The sequence below is a fragment of the Mesorhizobium sp. genome (assembly GCF_024509055.1).
In the GTDB taxonomy this organism is placed as follows: domain Bacteria; phylum Pseudomonadota; class Alphaproteobacteria; order Rhizobiales; family Rhizobiaceae; genus Mesorhizobium.
In genome coordinates this window covers 1-16,718 of the sequence record NZ_JANINM010000429.1, presented here as the reverse complement: position 1 = coordinate 16,718, position 16,718 = coordinate 1, and the positions used below count along the sequence as shown (strand labels likewise).

General features: G+C 62.3%; 17 protein-coding genes, 1 tRNA gene and 1 pseudogene. 10 read left to right on the top strand and 9 right to left on the bottom strand.

Features of this window, described 5'->3' with window-relative positions:
• Positions 1 to 17 precede the first annotated feature (17 nt).
• Genes Q0L57_RS23680 through Q0L57_RS23670 form a run of 3 tightly spaced genes read left to right on the top strand, consistent with a single transcriptional unit; the run spans position 18 to position 1,923 of the window.
• Entirely contained in the window at positions 18 to 887 is an 870-nt protein-coding gene (locus tag Q0L57_RS23680) for an aldose 1-epimerase family protein (RefSeq protein ID WP_296745481.1), read from the top strand.
• 2 nt (positions 888 to 889) lie between these two features.
• Positions 890 to 1,300: a hypothetical protein gene (locus tag Q0L57_RS23675; RefSeq protein WP_296745480.1), complete on the top strand. Its 411-nt coding sequence runs from the start codon at positions 890 to 892 to the stop codon at positions 1,298 to 1,300.
• Between the two features lie 26 nt (positions 1,301 to 1,326).
• A complete protein-coding gene (locus Q0L57_RS23670; protein WP_296745479.1) occupies positions 1,327 to 1,923 on the top strand; it encodes a lysozyme inhibitor LprI family protein in 597 nt (198 codons plus the stop codon).
• Positions 1,924 to 2,162: 239 nt separating this feature from the next.
• Here the strand turns inward: Q0L57_RS23670 and Q0L57_RS23665 are convergent, their stop codons facing one another.
• From Q0L57_RS23665 to Q0L57_RS23635, 7 genes are all read right to left on the bottom strand, one after another.
• Complete coding sequence (locus Q0L57_RS23665; protein WP_296745478.1) at positions 2,163 to 2,984, bottom strand: MBL fold metallo-hydrolase; 822 nt, start codon at positions 2,982 to 2,984, stop codon at positions 2,163 to 2,165.
• 3 nt (positions 2,985 to 2,987) lie between these two features.
• Positions 2,988 to 3,773 carry a TatD family hydrolase gene (locus tag Q0L57_RS23660; RefSeq protein WP_296745477.1) on the bottom strand — a complete coding sequence of 262 codons (786 nt, stop codon included), beginning with the start codon at positions 3,771 to 3,773 and terminating at the stop codon, positions 2,988 to 2,990.
• Complete coding sequence (metG, locus tag Q0L57_RS23655; protein WP_296745476.1) at positions 3,773 to 5,323, bottom strand: methionine--tRNA ligase; 1,551 nt, start codon at positions 5,321 to 5,323, stop codon at positions 3,773 to 3,775. Before metG ends, Q0L57_RS23660 begins: the two co-directional genes overlap by 1 nt.
• 84 nt (positions 5,324 to 5,407) lie before the next feature.
• Positions 5,408 to 6,463, bottom strand: a complete 1,056-nt coding sequence (locus tag Q0L57_RS23650; RefSeq protein WP_296745475.1) for a DNA polymerase III subunit delta' — start codon at positions 6,461 to 6,463, stop codon at positions 5,408 to 5,410.
• Positions 6,460 to 7,134 carry a dTMP kinase gene (gene tmk / locus Q0L57_RS23645; protein WP_296745482.1) on the bottom strand — a complete coding sequence of 225 codons (675 nt, stop codon included), beginning with the start codon at positions 7,132 to 7,134 and terminating at the stop codon, positions 6,460 to 6,462. Before tmk ends, Q0L57_RS23650 begins: the two co-directional genes overlap by 4 nt.
• A 72-nt stretch (positions 7,135 to 7,206) precedes the next feature.
• On the bottom strand, positions 7,207 to 8,385 hold the full coding sequence (locus tag Q0L57_RS23640) for a D-alanyl-D-alanine carboxypeptidase family protein (RefSeq protein WP_296745474.1): 1,179 nt from the start codon (positions 8,383 to 8,385) through the stop codon (positions 7,207 to 7,209).
• Positions 8,386 to 8,515: 130 nt separating this feature from the next.
• On the bottom strand, positions 8,516 to 9,760 hold the full coding sequence (locus tag Q0L57_RS23635; RefSeq protein ID WP_296745472.1) for a septal ring lytic transglycosylase RlpA family protein: 1,245 nt from the start codon (positions 9,758 to 9,760) through the stop codon (positions 8,516 to 8,518).
• A 303-nt stretch (positions 9,761 to 10,063) separates the two neighbouring features.
• Between Q0L57_RS23635 and Q0L57_RS23630 the strand changes: the two genes are divergently transcribed.
• The 7 genes from Q0L57_RS23630 to rimO all read left to right on the top strand — a co-directional run bounded on the left by Q0L57_RS23630 (position 10,064) and on the right by rimO (position 15,325).
• On the top strand, positions 10,064 to 10,603 hold the full coding sequence (locus Q0L57_RS23630; RefSeq protein ID WP_296745471.1) for a J domain-containing protein: 540 nt from the start codon (positions 10,064 to 10,066) through the stop codon (positions 10,601 to 10,603).
• 614 nt (positions 10,604 to 11,217) lie between these two features.
• Positions 11,218 to 11,307: transfer RNA gene (locus Q0L57_RS23625), tRNA-Ser, on the top strand.
• A gap of 155 nt (positions 11,308 to 11,462) precedes the next feature.
• Positions 11,463 to 11,873: a DUF1761 domain-containing protein gene (locus Q0L57_RS23620; RefSeq protein ID WP_296745470.1), complete on the top strand. Its 411-nt coding sequence runs from the start codon at positions 11,463 to 11,465 to the stop codon at positions 11,871 to 11,873.
• Positions 11,874 to 12,234: 361 nt separating this feature from the next.
• Positions 12,235 to 12,384: a hypothetical protein gene (locus tag Q0L57_RS23615; protein WP_296745469.1), complete on the top strand. Its 150-nt coding sequence runs from the start codon at positions 12,235 to 12,237 to the stop codon at positions 12,382 to 12,384.
• Positions 12,385 to 12,644: 260 nt separating this feature from the next.
• Positions 12,645 to 13,052, top strand: a complete 408-nt coding sequence (locus Q0L57_RS23610; RefSeq protein ID WP_296745468.1) for a DUF930 domain-containing protein — start codon at positions 12,645 to 12,647, stop codon at positions 13,050 to 13,052.
• Positions 13,053 to 13,235: 183 nt separating this feature from the next.
• Positions 13,236 to 13,889, top strand: a complete 654-nt coding sequence (locus Q0L57_RS23605; RefSeq protein WP_296745467.1) for a TerC family protein — start codon at positions 13,236 to 13,238, stop codon at positions 13,887 to 13,889.
• 122 nt (positions 13,890 to 14,011) lie between these two features.
• Positions 14,012 to 15,325 (top strand): 30S ribosomal protein S12 methylthiotransferase RimO, encoded by a 1,314-nt coding sequence (rimO, locus tag Q0L57_RS23600; RefSeq protein ID WP_296745466.1) that lies wholly within the window; start codon positions 14,012 to 14,014, stop codon positions 15,323 to 15,325.
• Positions 15,326 to 15,407: 82 nt separating this feature from the next.
• On the opposite strand, the gene Q0L57_RS23595 is transcribed toward rimO, so the two are convergent.
• Both Q0L57_RS23595 and Q0L57_RS23590 read right to left on the bottom strand, forming a co-directional pair.
• Positions 15,408 to 16,475 (bottom strand): BMP family ABC transporter substrate-binding protein, encoded by a 1,068-nt coding sequence (locus tag Q0L57_RS23595; protein ID WP_296745465.1) that lies wholly within the window; start codon positions 16,473 to 16,475, stop codon positions 15,408 to 15,410.
• 51 nt (positions 16,476 to 16,526) lie between these two features.
• Positions 16,527 to 16,718, bottom strand: a pseudogene (locus Q0L57_RS23590) (ABC transporter permease); the annotation flags it as partial.

Sequence of the window (16,718 nt, the reverse complement as noted above, 5' to 3'; positions counted from 1 at the left end):
GCCACCCACGAGGGCGCATGGAACAGGTGACGCTTCATGGCGACGGCATCTCGGCGACCATCGTCGGGCAGGGGGCAGAGCTGGTTTCCCTGCGCAATGGCGAAGGGACCGAACTTCTGTGGCAGGCAGGTCCCGCTTGGCGCCGCCATTCCCCTGTCCTCTTTCCGATCGTCGGCCGCCTGAAGGGCGATCAGCTTCGCCATCACGGCAAGACGTATCCGATGACACAGCATGGGTTCGCCCGCGACAGGCGTTTTGCCTGGGCGGAGCAGGGGCCGTCCTCCTGCACGCTGGTCCTGACGGACGACGCAGAGACCCGCGCGCACTACCCGTTCGCCTTCCTGCTGGCCGTAAGCTACAGCCTTGGCTTCCGTCAGCTCGCCGTGGGCTTCGAGATAACCAACACCGGCGAGGAGCCATTGCCCGCCTCGGTCGGCGCCCATCCCGCGTTCAATTGGCCCTTGCTGCCGGAGCTGCCCAAGGAAGCCTATCGGCTCACCTTTGCCGACGATGAACCGGCGCCGGTGCGCCGCCTGAAGGACGGACTCCTGCTGCCGAAGGGTGAGCCCACTCCAATCGAGGGCAAAATCCTCGCGCTTTCCGAGCAACTTTTCGTCGACGACGCCGTCATCCTTGACCGGCCAGTCAGCAGCGCCGTGCGGTATTCAGCGGAGCGTGGGCCGGCCATCGAGATGTCGTGGCAGGGCTTCCGGGAACTTGGCATCTGGTCCAAGCCCGGTGGCGCGGCGTTCCTGTGCATCGAACCCTGGCATGGCCTTGCCAGCCCGATGGAATTCGACGGCGAGTTCACCGAAAAGCCGGGCGTGATGCTGATCCCGCCGGGCGCAAAACGCGTGCTGACCTATCAGATCCATCTGAGTCCCTAAGCATGGTATTCGCGATCAAGGTCGAGGTCCTCGATCCGCAGGCGGACACATTTACCTTCGTCGCGCAGAAAACGATGTATGGCGGCAAGCATATTGCCGAGGGCGACACGATCTTCGTGTTCGCCAGCGAAAACGAGGGCGGGCGCGGCCTCGTCGCGCGCGGCGTCGTCACATCGTCGGAGGCGATTCCCAGAACGCCCGACCTCGAGCGGCAGACCCCGCGCGTCAGCGTGTCCATCCGCCGTACGGCTTTGGCGGCCAGGCAACTGGGTCGGGACGAGCTCAAGCGGTTCAAGGATTGGAAGGACCGCCGGCCCGAAACCGAGCTCAATTTCAAGTTCTACCGTCAGTCGACGAACAAGATCGTCGGCATCTCCGACCACACATCGGCGTTCCTCGACGGGTTCTTCTAACGCGACAAACCGCCTCAAGTTTATCATTGCGGGATCCAATGCTTGGAAATGGGGACCTGGATATGAAAAGCCTCCTGGTGTTCGCGACTTGCGGTCTGCTCTTGGCAGCCTCATTGCCGGCGAGGGCTGAAGAGCCGGTTCTGGCGTCGGACAGGGCCGCGCTTGCCGAATGCCTGAAATATGTCAGCGATTTTCCTGGCAACGTACCAGGAGTGAACGACAAACCCACGCCGGCCTCCCATGTCGACAACATCATTAAGCTCGCCGGACACGAGCCGGCCTCGTGCATCGACTACGTTACGGAACTATGTTCCTTCGAGAGCGAGGATGGACAATCGCAGCTTGGGTTGATCGATTGCGCCGGCCGAGAGGTAAATGTGTGGGAGGATCGGCTGAACACGACCTATGCCGCACTCATGGCCAAGGCCAGGCCTGAGTTACGGGAAGGCTATCGCAAGATGCAGCGTGCATGGATCGCTTACCGGGATGCGCGTTGCGCGGCCGAGGGCGCTGTCGAGACCGCCAATAGCGATCGCCAGAGCAACATCGTCGTCAGCTGCAGGCTCGATGCGACGGCCAGACAAGCGCTGATCCTTGACGACGAGCTATCGGATTTGAAGTGATCCAGCGGCGCAAAGACGAGGTCGACCATGCCGCGGGGAGCTCCATATCAAAGTCGCATAAGATAGATTATGGAACTTATGCCTTTGACAAAAACCAGGGAATTGCTGGGCTTCCCAGTTGGTTTCAACTCAAACCCTGACCATTCTCGGCTGGCGACGGAAAGCACCCAAGCGTGGCAAAGTTGCCAGCCGGCACCAACCGCTCTGCCGGTCCACGCGAGAGAAATGAAGCCGCGCCGCTATCGCGCTGACTCATAAGGAATTTCAATCACCATGCCGTCATAAGCCGGCACAACGTGCTCCGGCGTCTCGGCCATCACGGCGTTGTAATCGAGCGGCACGTGCATATGCGTCAGCACGGCTTTCGTCGGAGCGAGCTTCTCGATCCAGCCCAGCGCCTGGCCAAGCGACAGGTGGCTGGGATGGGTATTGTACTGCAGCGCGTCGATCACCAGCATGTCGAGGTCGCGCAGGCGGTCGGCCGTGGCTGCCGGGAAGTCACTGATGTCGGGGCAATAGGCAAGCCCGCCGATGCGGAAGCCAAGCGAGATGATGTCGCCATGTATCTGCGGCAGCGGCTCGAAGGCGAGGGCACCCCCCTCTCCTTCGATCACCACCGGCCTGGCGTGATCGATGATATGAGCGTGGACGATCGGTGGATAAGAGCTTCCCGGCGGCGTCTCGAAGCAATAGCCGAAGGCCTGGCGCAGCCGCAGCATGGTCGGCTCGTCGGCATGGATGTCGATGCGGTGGCGCTGCTCCAGCACATAGCCGCGCAGATCGTCGATGCCGTGGATGTGGTCGGCATGCGGATGCGTGTAGATGACGGCATCGATGCGCCTGACCGACGCCAGCAGCATCTGGGACCGGAAGTCCGGTCCGGTGTCGATGACGATGGTGGTGCGGGCGCCATTGGCGGCGATGCGCTCGACCAGGGCCGCCGCGCGCATGCGCCGGTTTTTCGGATTGGCCGGATCACAATTGCCCCAGTCGCCGGTGATCCGGGGCGTGCCTGGCGATGAGCCGCAGCCGAGAATGGTCAGGCGCAGCCGGTCGCTCATCTGTCAGGCCACCGGACGCGGCATCTTGGTGAAGAGCCGGAAGACATTGTCGGTGGTGATGGCGGCGATTTCGGCTTCGCTGACGCCGACGGTCTCAGCCAGAACCTTCGCTGTGTTCGCGACATAGGCGGGTTCGTTACGTTTGCCGCGATGCGGGATGGGGGCAAGATAGGGCGCGTCGGTCTCCACCAGCAGGCGGTCGCGCGGCACGTCGGCGGCGATGGCCCGAAGTTCGGCCGAATTCTTGAAGGTCAGGATGCCGGAGAAGGAGACGTAACCGCCCAGCGCCACGCCGACTTCCGCCAGCCGGCGCCCCGACGAAAAACAGTGTAAAATGAAGGGGAAGGCGCCCTTCCCTGTTTCACCTTCGAGAATGGCTGCCATGTCATCGTCGGCGTCGCGCGAATGGATGACCAGCGGCAGCCCGGTGCGGCGCGCGGCGGCGATGTGGGTGCGAAAGCCATGCGCCTGCGCATCGCGCGGCGCGCGGTCGTAGAAATAGTCCAGGCCGGCCTCGCCGATCGCCACCACCTTGGGATAGGCAGAGAGCCGAACCAGTTCGTCGGCGCTCACGTCGAGCTCTTCCGCCGCATTGTGTGGGTGGGTGCCGACAGAGCAGTAGACTTCATTAAAAGTTTCAGCGATTTCAAGTATTTGCTGAAATCGCTTCACCCGCGTCGAGATGGTGACCATGCGGCCGACCCCGGCCGCCAGGGCGCGGGCGACGATGGCCGCCCGCTCCTCGGCGAAATCCGGAAAATCGAGATGGCAATGGCTGTCGACGAGCATCAGGCCTTGCCATCCTGCTCGACGTAGCGCGGAAACACGCCTTCAGGCGCCGGCAAGGCCGTGCCGGACACCAGCGCGTGGTCGGCATGGACATGCTCGAAATTGCGCCTGTCCGCCGGCACGGCGAGAAGATCGAGCAGTTTGGCTGCCGATCCCGGAATGAAGGGCTGGCAAAGCAGCGTCACCCGCCGCACCACCTCGGCCGTCGTCCACAGCACCGTTTCCATGCGCTCGGCATCGGTCTTGCGCAGCGCCCAGGGTTCCTGGGAAGCGAAGTAGCGGTCGGCTTCCGCCACCACGCCGAAGATCGCGGCAAGCGCCAGATGGATGCCCTGCTCCGCCATCGCCTTGCGCGATGCGGCGAGCGCTTCGACCGCCTGGTCGAGGATCGCACGATCGGCCTCGGCGAGTTCGCCACGCTTCGGCACCGCGCCGCCGCAGTTCTTGGCGATCATGGACAGCGAGCGCTGCGCCAGATTGCCGAGGCCGTTGGCGAGATCGGCGTTGGTTCGGTTGACGATCGCTTCATGGCTGTAGTTTCCGTCCTGGCCGAACGGCACCTCGCGCAGGAAGAAATAGCGCACCTGGTCGACGCCGTAATGTTCGGCCATCGTGAAGGGGTCGATGACGTTGCCGACCGACTTCGACATCTTCTCACCGCGGTTGAACAGGAAGCCATGGCCGAAGACACGCTTCGGCAACGGGATCCCCGCCGACATCAGGAAGGCCGGCCAGTAGACGGTGTGGAAGCGCACGATATCCTTGCCGATGATGTGTACGTCCGCAGGCCAGAAACGCCATTTATCAGCATTTTCATTAGGATAGCCGACGGCGGTGATGTAGTTGGTCAACGCATCGACCCACACATACATCACATGCTTCTCGTCGCCCGGCACCGGCACGCCCCAGTCGAAGGTGGTGCGCGAGACCGACAGGTCCTTCAGCCCCGACTTGACGAAGCTCATCACCTCGTTGCGACGTTCGGCCGGGCCGATGAAATCGGGTTGGCTTTCGTAGAGCGCGATGAGCTTGTCCTGATAGGCTGACAGCCGGAAGAAGTAGCTCTCCTCCTCGACCCACTCGACCGGCGTTCCTTGCGGCCCGTAGCGGACGTTGTCGGCGCGGACTTCGGTCTCTTCCTCGCCGTAATAGGCCTCGTCGCGCACCGAATACCAGCCGGCATAGCCGCCCTTGTAGATGTCGCCATTGGCGGCCATCGCCTTCCAGATCGCCTGCGAGGAAGCGTAATGCCGCTCCTCGGTGGTGCGGATGAAATCGTCGTTGGAGGCGTTGAGCACGCTCGCCATGCGCTTAAACTCGGCCGAGTTGCGGTCGGCCAGCTCGCGCGGCGAAATGCCTTCCTTGCGCGCCGTCTGCAGCATCTTGATACCATGCTCGTCGGTGCCGGTCAGGAAGAACACGTCCTTGCCGTCAAGCCGCTGGAAGCGGGCCAGCGCGTCGGTCGCGATCAGCTCGTAGGCATGACCGATATGCGGCTTGCCGTTCGGGTAGGAGATAGCGGTCGTGATGTAGAATTTATCGCGTGACATGAATGAACCGTCATGAATGTCTGAATGTGAGTTGTGGCGGTGGATATCGCATCGGAACGGCGATTGCCATCCCGAAGGGGGCCGTCACATTCGCATCACAGAATTCAGGCGGTCGATCATGGTCAGGGCGTGCTGCTTCTTGTCGAGATTGTAGGTCTCCGCCTCAGATATCGTGTTCAAGGCCTCGTGCCAAGCCTCGGACAGCGTTTTGGCTCTGCCGAGATCGCCGGCGAGCGCAGCCTCGCTGGCGGCGGCGGACAGAAGATCGAGTGCGCGCCGGTTGAAGATGTCGAACTGGATGGCCTGGTCGCGACCGGCGACCGCCTCGGCCAGACGATGGGCAGCGGCAATCTCCGGCTTGCGCGCCGTCACCAGCGTGTCGAGCGCGCCCGCGATTTCCAACCCGCCATACTGGGTCAGCAGGATCGCGTTGCGGGCGCTGCCCCCTGCCCGCTCGGCCAGCGCCGCGCACGCCGCCGGGTCATCCGGCGGAGGCGGTTCGACGCCTTCCAGAACCGTCATCAGTTCGTCGGTGGCGAGAGGCGCCAGCCGCACCATCTGGCAGCGTGAGCGGATCGTCGGCAAAAGGCTGCCGGGCGCGTGCACGATCAGGATGAACAGGGTGCGCGCCGGCGGCTCCTCGAGATTCTTGAGCAAGGCATTGGCGGCGTTCGTGTTCATGTCATCGGCCGGGTCGACGATGACGACGCGGTAGCTGCCGTCATGCGAGGTCATCGACAAGAAGCGGTTGACCCTGCGTATCTCGTCAACGGTCAGCACCGTCTTGAAGCTCTTGGTCTTGTCATTGGCCGGGCGCGTAAGGTGCAGCACGCCAGGATGCGCGCCGGTGGCGATCTGGCGAAACAACGATGACGACACATCGGGAATGGCAAGCGTTTCGGGCGCGGTCGTGAAATCCGGATATTTCAACAGGTGGTGCGCCAGATGGAAAGCGAGCGTCGCCTTGCCGATGCCCAGAGGCCCGGCAAGGATCAGCGCATGCGGCAGCTTGCCGGCGCGATAGGCGGCGGTGAGCACGTTTGCCGCCTGCGCATGTCCGATCAGGCGCGGTGTTTCAGACGGCTCGGGGACGCCGTCCAGCGTGTCGTGCTGTTCGGGGGCGATGCGTTCGAAGATCATACCGGGGCCGTCTGCTTCCTTTGCACCGGCATCCGTCTTTCCAGCGCGGCGAACACGGCGGCCGTGACGACATTTTCCACCACGCCCGCGTCGGCCGATGCATCGATGACGATGCAGCGCTCAGGCTCGGCCTCGGCGATCGCCAGGAAGGCTTCGCGGCGGCGCTGGTGGATGGCTAAAGTCTCCTTCTCGAAGCGGTCAGGACCGTCGCCCGCGCCACGCCGCGCCGTGGCACGCCTCAGCCCTTCAGCCGGATCGATGTCGAAGATCAGCGTCAGGTCTGGCACCATGCCGTTGATGGCGACCTCTTCCAGCGCTTTCATGAAGGCCGGATCGAGGCCGCCGGTGACGCCCTGATAGACGCGAGAGGAATCCATGAAGCGGTCGCACAGCACGATCGAACCGCGCTCGACCGCCGGACGGATGACCTGCTCGACATGATCGGAACGTGCCGCGGCAAACAGGATCGCTTCCATCTTCGGCCCGAACGGTTCCGCGGCGCCCGACAAAAGCACATGCCTCACGGCCTCGGCGCCAGGCGAGCCACCTGGCTCGCGCGTGACCAGGACATCGTATTTCTTGGCGCGCATGCGGCGCGCCAGTCGCTCGATCTGCGTCGACTTGCCTGCTCCTTCGCCGCCTTCGAAGGTGATGAAAAATCCGCCCGTCAACCGAGAATGCCTTTGTCCGCGCTCGCCGCCGTCATAGCTCTCGTCCGACAAAAGGTCCACGAACTTGCCCGATCACAAATGCTTCTGACGCAGCCAGCCGACCGCCAGTTCCTTTGCCGCGTCGAGCGCCCGCTGCGGCAGCGTGCCGACCTTCACCGACTCTGCCGCGAACAGCGGCGTCTGCTGGCTCAGCGTATCGCCGATCCAGACGCGCAACTCGCCCACCGGCTGCCCCTCTTCGACGGGAGCCGCCACCGGGCCGGTGTAGACGATCCTGGCCGTCAGCCTGTCGCGGTTGGCGATCGGTAGAAAGATGTTTATCGGCCCCTTGGCTTTCAAGGTCACGCCGGATTTGGTGCCTCCGAAGACCTGCGCCTCGCCCACCACCTCGTCCTTGGCGAAAATCTCGGTCTTCTGGAACGAGCGCGACCCCCAGTCGAGCAGCTTGCGCGCCTCTTCCGAGCGCTCCTTGTCGTTCGCCAGGCCGCTCAGGGCCGCGATCACCCGAATGCCGTTGTGGCTGGCCGTTCCGACGATGCCGAAGCCGCCCTGCTCGCTGGCGCCGGCCACGAAACCGTCGGCATCGATACCCATGGCCAGCAGCGGATTGCGATTCCTCTGCGCGATCTTGTTCCAGGTGAAATCCGGCTGGGCGTAATAGTGGAAGAACTCCGGATAGTCGCGCCATATATGCAGCGCCAGCTGCGTCAGCTCGCGCACTGTGGTTTGTTGGCCATCGGCCGGCAGGCCGGTTGAATTGACGAATTTCGACTTCGCGAGCCCGAGCTCGTGGGCGCGATCGGTCATCTGCGCGGCGAAATTCGCTTCCGAGCCGGCCATTCCCTCCGCCAGCACGATGCAGCCGTCATTGGCGGCCTGCACCGTCACGCCCTGGATCAGGTCTTCGACCCGCACGGCCGATTTGAGCTTGGCGAACATGGTCGAGGTTCCCGACGGCGCGCCGCCGGTACGCCAGGCGTTCTCGCTGACTACGAAAGTGTCGTCGAGGGTGATCCGCTTCTGCTTGATGGCGTTGAAAACCACTTCCATCGTCATCAGCTTGGCCATCGACGCTGGCGGGATCGGCTTGTCGGCATCCTTGGCGAACAGCACCGTGCCCGTATCGGCATCGATCATGAAGGCCTGGGTCGCCTTGGTCTCAAAAAGCTGCGCGCTCGCAGGGCTCAGGCAAAAAAGCAGAAGCGCCAATCCCAGAAATCCTGCGAGAGGCTGAAAGACGCGCAACGGCATGAAATCCCGACCCGTTATTGCAATTCCGCGAGAACCGCGCAGCGGTTTTCCGCTGGGAATTACACAGTAATATAACGCGGCCAAGCTATCAGGGTTTTTTCCGCCGGATCAACCGCGCGAGCGAATTTGATCAGTTTCGCACAACCAGCGCATCCGGCGCGCCGTGCGACCACGCGGCCTGCAGTACATCGTCGATGCTGCCATGCCCGTCGGGGTAGACATTGACCGCGTACCAGTCGTTGCCGTCGAGTTCCGTGCGCTGGATTTCGGTCCGGCCGAACGGCTTGAGTGCCGCGGCCACACGCTTTGCCTCCGAGGCGTCGTCGAACGACCCGGCTGCGACATAATCCGAAGCCGGAGCCTGCTGGCGGTTCGATTTCTTCCACGACTGCAGGATGTTGGCTGGCGACAGGCCGTTGTCATCGAGTGCGGCAAAGACATCGGCACGCTGAACGCGCTCATTCGCATAGGAAAGCGAGGCCATGGCAAAGGGCGAATTCGGAGGCAGCCTCATCTGGGGCCCCCTCATGTCAGGCCGCTCCGGTACGATCGGCCCGAAATCCGGCAGCGCGACATTGCTGATGCCCGGCGCCTGCACCGCCAGTGCCGGCTGCACTGCAACATTGCCGGAGTTGGTCATTTGTCCGGGGAACGGTACGGCGGCGGGAGGCGCTCCCACCGAGATGCTGGGCGACGGACCGTTCATGGCCACCATCACGCCGCTCGGCAGTCCGTCGGACGGATCCGGCCGCCTGTTGCCGGGATGGTAGGAGGCCATCAGATATTGATCGTCATTGCCGTCGAGCGGTGCCCGCCCGATATATTCGACCTTCACCTCGGCCGTGCCGACATTGGCATAGTCGAGCATTTGAGCGGCGCGTTGCGAGACATCGATGATGCGGCCTTCGTGATAGGGGCCGCGGTCGTTGACGCGCACGATGACCGAGCTGCCCGTGGCAAGATTGGTGACGCGGGCGTAACTCGGCAGCGGCATGGTCGGGTGCGCCGCCGTCAACTGCGCCGTGTCGTAGACTTCGCCGTTGGCGGTCAACCGACCGTGGAAGGCGTCGCCATACCACGACGCCAGGCCAACCTTGGCGTAGCGCTTGTCTTCCTTCGGATAATACCACTTGCCGCGCACCTGGTAAGGTTTGCCGAGTTGGTCGCGGCCGCCGCCACGCCGCATGAAGGCAACGCGCGGGCTCGCTTTCACGCCATATTCGGATTCGGCGAAATATTCCTTCGAGCGCTGCCGCTTATCGACCATCGCCTTCGGCTCCGGTGCCGTTCCGCAGCCGGCAAGCAGCATCGCGGAAAGCGCGCACAAGGCGAAAGCGGGAGCGCGACGAAGACGCGGGCGCGCCGAAGTCTGCATTTTCCGAATGTCCCCTCTCGCTGCCGGTTCGCGGAGCCAAGCCGACGAAACGTTAGCGACACCTTGATCCCAATCCCTTTTGCACAGGAATTGTTTATCACGATGTTAATCGATTATGGCCGGAACCCGGCGAGATTATGGCGAAATACGCTACTAGCCGCTGTAGCCGGGTAACGAACTGACGTTTTGGGCTGGCGGCGCGGCTTGCATGTGCACAACAGTTGCGCAATGTTGCCCAAAGGGGAAACGGGGGGGTGTGTCTCTCAACGATGTTCGCAATAGCGATATCGTGGAAGCACGATTATGTTCATCGACTACTACGAAATCCTGGAAATCAGCCCGAACGCCAACTCGGAAACGATCGAGCGGATATTTCGTTATTTCGCCATGCGCTATCATCCCGACAATCGGGAAACTGGCGATGAATCGCGCTTCAGCGATATTGTGGAAGCTCACAACACGCTGAAAGATCCCGTAAAGCGCGCGCAATACGATATTCAATATAAAGACAATTTGAATATTCGCCACGAGCTGACCACGGAAGCCAGCAGCGCGAAAGGTATCGAACGAGACCTGGCCATCCAGGCGAAGCTGCTGTCGCTTCTCTACGTAAAGCGCCGGCAGGACGTGAACAATCCTGGCATTGGCGATTCAGAACTCGAACGTTTGTCCGCCTGCCCTCGGGAGCATCTGGAATTTCACCTCTGGTACCTAAAGGCGAAGGGCTGGATCGGCAGGATCGAGAACGGAATGTTCGCGATCACGGTGGAAGGCATCGATCGGGCTAACGCCGAGCGCCGCGGTGACGTCGCCGCCACCAAGCTGCTGAATCATACGGGCTGAGCACTTCGCGAACTGGCGGCGGATCCCTGACGGACGAAGCCGGCTCACCAAAATGCGGGCGAAAATAGTGTCTGGGGGGATGACCGAGCGGTTCAAGGCACAGGTGTTGAAAAAGTATCGGAGGCCATCCCCCGCCTCCACATCCCTCAATGCACGGTTTCTGCGACTTCTGAACGGTCGACCGCTCCAAAACACGGCCTGAGCAGCCGAGTTTGCAAGTCGGGCTCGCCTCGCCAAATAAGGAAGCGCCCACCACGTCTAGCCGTAGCGGGCGCTAGTTCGGGAGGAGTCGCGGGCATTCCCCAGATGCCCATCGAAGACGCTACGCCGCGCTTAGGTGGATAATAAGCGCGCACCGGTTGAAGCAGCGCATATTCGAGATGCGTGACTTTTCCGCCACAAATGAAAAAGCCCGGCCTCGGTTACGCTGAACATTTATGCAAACCTTTTGCCAGGGCGCCGGGACGGTGTCGCCGCAGCGGTTGACGCGACACTGACTGCCGCACTACAGGAGTGAAGCGCGAACCGGTCGGGAACGCCTTCGGTGCCAATTCGGTGCCGACCGCTCGACAACGACCGATAGCAATGATCCCAAGTGGTTGAAAAACCATAGCGGAGGGATGGCCGAGCGGTTTAAGGCACCGGTCTTGAAAACCGGCGTGGGCGCAAGTTCACCGTGGGTTCGAATCCCACTCCCTCCGCCAAAAGCTGCAGATCGGCATGGCGCAGGCAAAATCTCAGGCCGAGGGGCAAAAGCCGCCGGCAGTCCCGCAGCCCGACACGCGATTTTCTTGCCTTTACGTTAGCGCGCGCTCATGTTGGACATCACCGGTCCAACCGTTTGACGGGGTTGCTTTCAATGAAGGAAATTCCGCTGCACTTCTGGCCGTTGCTGATCGCCGCTATCGTGCGCTTCGTCATCGGTGCGGTGTGGTTCTCGCCTCTGCTTTTCGGCAAAAGCTTCGCCGCGCTGGCGGGCTGCTCGGAAGCAGAAATGAGGAAGGGCATGGGCAAGGCGATGGTGGCCGACTTCATCGGCGGGCTGGTCCTTTGCTTTGTCCTCATCCATGCCATCGTCTACGCCGGCGCCACGACCTTTGCGCAGGGCGCCGCTGTCGGCTTCTTCAACTGGCTCGGCTTCATCGCCATGCCGATGCTGGCGATGGTTTTCTGGGAGCATCAGCCCTGGAAGAAATATGCCGTCATAGCCGGGTTCCAGCTGGTGTCCCTGCTTGTCATCGGCGCCGGTCTGGCCGTCTGGTATTTATGATCTCCAAAGGCAGGAAGCACCTGTCCAACCGCATCGCGCGTCCAAGGCGCGGCCTTCAATACGCGCGCCCAGGCCATGCAAGGGTTGCGTACCTGTCTCATTTTGGAACCAGAATGCTGGCACCGGTCTTGCACAGAGTATGGTGTCGGTGTTCCTCCCACCGGCCCTGATCGGGGATCAGGGAGTAAACCTTCGCCGGGCTTGAGGTAATGGGGCTCCTCGCCCGGCGAGTTTTCTCGCAGCACCATGGCGCATCAGAGTCGTGGCGATCACCTGTCGAATATTAGCACTTTCTTGTGTTAAACTCCCGCCAGGAGCATAATAGCGACTGCGCGTACGAGGAGCTTTGAGGGAGGTTCCGATGCGACCAGTTCTGCTGTTCGTCGCCGCCATTGTCGCGTTCCTTGTCTGGGACGGTCTGGAGAACAAAGGCCGATACCGGACTGAGATCGTCCAAAGCCTTGAGCAGGCAAAGAGCTTCCCAGGCATGGTCAAGGTCTCGTGGAATTAGCGCCGAACTCCACCGCCGCCGCAGGTTAAATGCGGCAATCGGCGCCGACATCCTTGATGGTCGGGCCCAGATCGGTGACGCTCGTGTCCGCACCGCCGTATGTCGTGATTTCGCGTGGTTGTTGACGATCACGGTCTTGCCGTCGCCGCCAATGGCAACGAGGCCGTCTGCCCCGCCCGCGTCGCCGCCGCCGATCGACTGCGCCGAGGCCGGCGCCAATCTCACAACCGCGTGCGCTTGATTGATTTCTCGGACAAAATATGCTGCTTGTCGCCCCCATGAAAAAGCTCTGCCTTTTGGCTTTGGCGCCGCTGGCGCTGGCCGGGCCGGCCGAGGCGATGGACAATGCGCTGCGCGCCGGCCTCCTGAAACTCGATCCGCAGACCCGTCTCGAGCAGCGTTGCGACGCCGAAGTGCTCGACCGCATCAGCCACGACGATCACAATTACAAAGCCGACCGCGTGGTCGCCTACGCTTTCGCCAGCCCACAGATGAGCGCCGACGCCATCAGGAGCCCCGGCGCCGCGTTTCGCAGCAAGGGTCAATGGTACCGGCTGAAGTTCAAGTGCCAGACCGCGCCGGACCACATGCAGGTGCTGCAGTTCCGCTACAAGATCGGCGACGAGATTCCGGAATCCGACTGGGCCCGGTACAATCTCTATGATTGACCGATGGTCGGCGGCTTGGGATTCTCCGCCAATCCGTCGGCGTAGATCGACTGATTTCCAGCGAACCGGACGACCATGCAGAGCATAGTCCCAGCCGTTCCCTTGACGGGCGTGAACTATACAAGCTAGGCCGTCAGCACATTCGACGACCGACATTCGGCGAACATCAGGGGGTTCAAGCCGATGGATGTTTTCAGTGCCGCGGGCCTGACAGCTCTGCTTCAGGTCATCGCCATCGATCTTGTGCTTGCCGGCGACAACGCCATCGTCATCGGCCTTGCCGCAGCTGGCCTTCCGGCCGACCAGCGCAGGAAGGCAATCCTCATCGGCGTGCTCGCGGCGACCGTCCTTCGGATCCTGTTTGCGGCCGTCACGGTCAAGCTGCTCGCCATCGTCGGCCTGCTGCTGGCCGGCGGCATATTGCTGCTTTGGGTCTGTTGGAAAATGTACCGCGAGCTGAGCACCTCGCATGCCGACGAACGCGAAGCCACGGAGGCACTGGCCAACTCTGGTCTTGACAGCGGTGGCACAGCCAAATCCCGTCGCAAGACGCTCGGCCAGGCTGCGCTGCAGATCGTCGTTGCCGATGTTTCGATGTCGCTCGACAACGTCCTGGCGGTCGCCGGCGCCGCGCGCGATCATTTCCCGGTTCTGGTCATCGGCCTCGTGCTGTCGATCGCCCTGATGGGCCTTGCCGCCAGCTTCATCGCGAAGCTTCTGCACCGTTATCGCTGGATCGCCTATATCGGCTTGCTGATCATACTCTATGTCGCGCTCGACATGATTTATCGGGGCGCGATGGAAGTCTGGCCGCACGTAAGCGACGCGGTGACCTGAGCGCCCGACTGGCAAACATTCCTTGCGGCTCGCGCGGTTGCGTTTCGCCGCAGCCCTTGCCCATACCAATGCCGCAACAGATGTGATACTGCGCGCGATCCCGAAATCCTGAAAGACTACCCATGTCCGCCCCACGCGTCAGTTTCGTCAGTCTTGGATGCCCGAAGGCGCTCGTCGATTCCGAGCGCATCATCACGCGCCTGCGCGCCGAGGGCTATGAGATCGCGCGCAAGCATGACGGCGCCGATCTCGTCGTCGTCAACACCTGCGGTTTCCTCGATTCGGCGCGCGACGAATCGCTCAACGCCATCGGTTCCGCGCTGTCGGAGAACGGGCGCGTCATCGTCACCGGCTGCCTCGGCGCCGAGCCGGAGGTTATCCGCGAGAAACATCCCAATGTCCTGGCGATCACCGGGCCGCAGGCCTATGAGAGCGTGATGGCGGCTGTCCATGAAGCTGCGCCCCCGAGCCACGACCCCTACATCGATCTCCTGCCGCCGCAGGGCGTCAAGCTGACGCCCCGCCACTACGCCTATCTGAAGATCTCGGAAGGCTGCAACAACCGCTGCACCTTCTGCATCATCCCGGCGCTGCGCGGCGATCTCGTCTCGCGGCCGGCCGCCGACGTGCTGCGCGAGGCTGAGAAGCTCGCCAAGGCTGGCGTCAAGGAAATCCTCGTCATCTCGCAGGACACCAGCGCCTACGGCATCGACATCAAGTACCAGACCAGCATGTTCGGCGAGCGTGAGGTGCGGGCGAAATTCCTCGACCTCGCCGAGGAACTCGGCAAGCTCGGCATCTGGATCCGCATGCACTACGTGTATCCGTATCCGCACGTCGCCGACGTCATTCCGCTGATGGCGGAAGGCAAGATCCTTCCCTATCTCGACATCCCGTTCCAGCATGCCTCGCCGCAGGTGCTGAAGAACATGCGCCGCCCGGCTCATGGCGAAAAGACGCTGGACCGCATCCGCGGCTGGCGCGAAGTCTGCCCCGACCTTGCCATTCGCTCGACCTTCATCGTGGGCTTCCCCGGCGAGACGGAAGAAGACTTCCAGATGCTGCTGGACTGGCTGGACGAGGCGAAGATCGACCGCGCCGGCTGCTTCAAATACGAGCCGGTCAAGGGCGCGCGCTCCAATGATCTCGGCCTCGAGCAGGTGCCGCAGGAGATCAAGGAAGCGCGCTGGCACCGCTTCATGCAGCGCCAGCAGAAGATCTCCGCGGCGCAGCTCGCCAAGAAGGTCGGCAAGCGCCTGCCGGTGCTGATCGATGAAGCGCATGGCACCTCGGCCAAGGGCCGCACCAAATACGACGCGCCCGAGATCGACGGTTCGGTGCATATCCAGTCGCGCCGCCCGCTACGCGCCGGTGAAATTGTCACCGTCAAGATCGAGCGGGCCGATGCCTACGACCTCTATGGCTCGGCCGTCTGAAGCGCGGACGAGCGTGTCCGACAGGGCATAAATGAAAAGGGCGCCGCAAAGGCGCCCTTCCCTTTTAAGTCTTCGGCTCCGCTTACTGCGGCAGCTTGTCGTCGATGCCTTTGACGTAGAAATTCATGCCGAGCAGCGTGCCGTCATCGGCAGCCTGGCCGTCCTTCAGCCAAGGCGAACCGTCCTGCTTGGACACCGGACCGGTGAAGGGGTTCCAGCCGCCGGCGATCTTCTTCTCTGTCGCTTCGGCCATCGCCTTCACGTCGTCGGGCATGTTGGTATAGGGCGCGAGCTTGACAGCGCCGTCCTTGATGCCTAGCCACACATTGTCCGGCTTCCACGTGCCGTCGAGGGCCGCCTGCACGCGGCTGATGTAATACGGGCCCCACTCGTCGGTAAGCGAGGTCAGCTGCGCGTTCGGCGCGAACTTGATCATGTCGGACGACTGGCCGAAGCCGTGCAGCTTGCGCTCCTCGGCAACCTGCAGGGCAGCGGTGGAGTCGGTGTGCTGAACGATGATGTCCGCGCCCTGGTCGAACAGCGCCTTGGCGGCGTCCGCTTCCTTGCCCGGGTCGAACCAGGAATTCACCCACACGATCTTGACCTTGAAGTCCGGGTTGACCGACTGCGCGCCCAGCATGAAGGAGTTGATGCCCATCACCACTTCCGGGATCGGGAAGGAGACAATGTAGCCGGCAAGGGCCTTCTTCGATTCCTTGGCCGCGATCTGGCCGAGCACGTAGCGGCCTTCGTAGAAGCGCGCGTTGTAGACGCCGAGATTGTCGCCGGTCTTGAAGCCGGTGGCGTGCTCGAACATCACCTTCGGGAACTTCTTGGCGACCTTCACCTCGGCGTCCATGAAGCCGAACGAGGTGCCGAAGATGATCTTGCATTTCTCGCGCGCCAGACGCTCGAAGGCGCGGTCGGCATCGGGGCCTTCCGACACGTTTTCGAGGTAAGCGGTCTCGACCTTGTCGCCCAGCGCCTTCTCGACTTCGAGGCGACCCTGGTCGTGCTGGTAGGAGTAGCCGAAGTCGCCGATCGGGCCTGTGTAGACCCAGCAGGCCTTCAGCTTGTCGGCCGCCTCGGCGGTTGCCGCCAGCGACACGGCCGCAGCTGTGGTCATCAACGCAATAAGCAGTTTTTTCATTGTGTTACCTCTCTGAGTTAAGCCTTGGAGCTTCCCGTCTTTTTGTAATTGTCAACGATCCGGAACGAATGGCTGCCCCAATGAAGCCGGCGTGTTCATCATCGTCAGCCGCTTGTTGCGGGAGATTAGAACGAGAACCACGACGGTTGCCAGATAGGGGAGCGAAGAAAGAAACTGTGAAGGCACCGGAATGCCAAAAGCCTGTGCATGAAGCTGGCCGATCCACACCGCGCCGAAGATGTA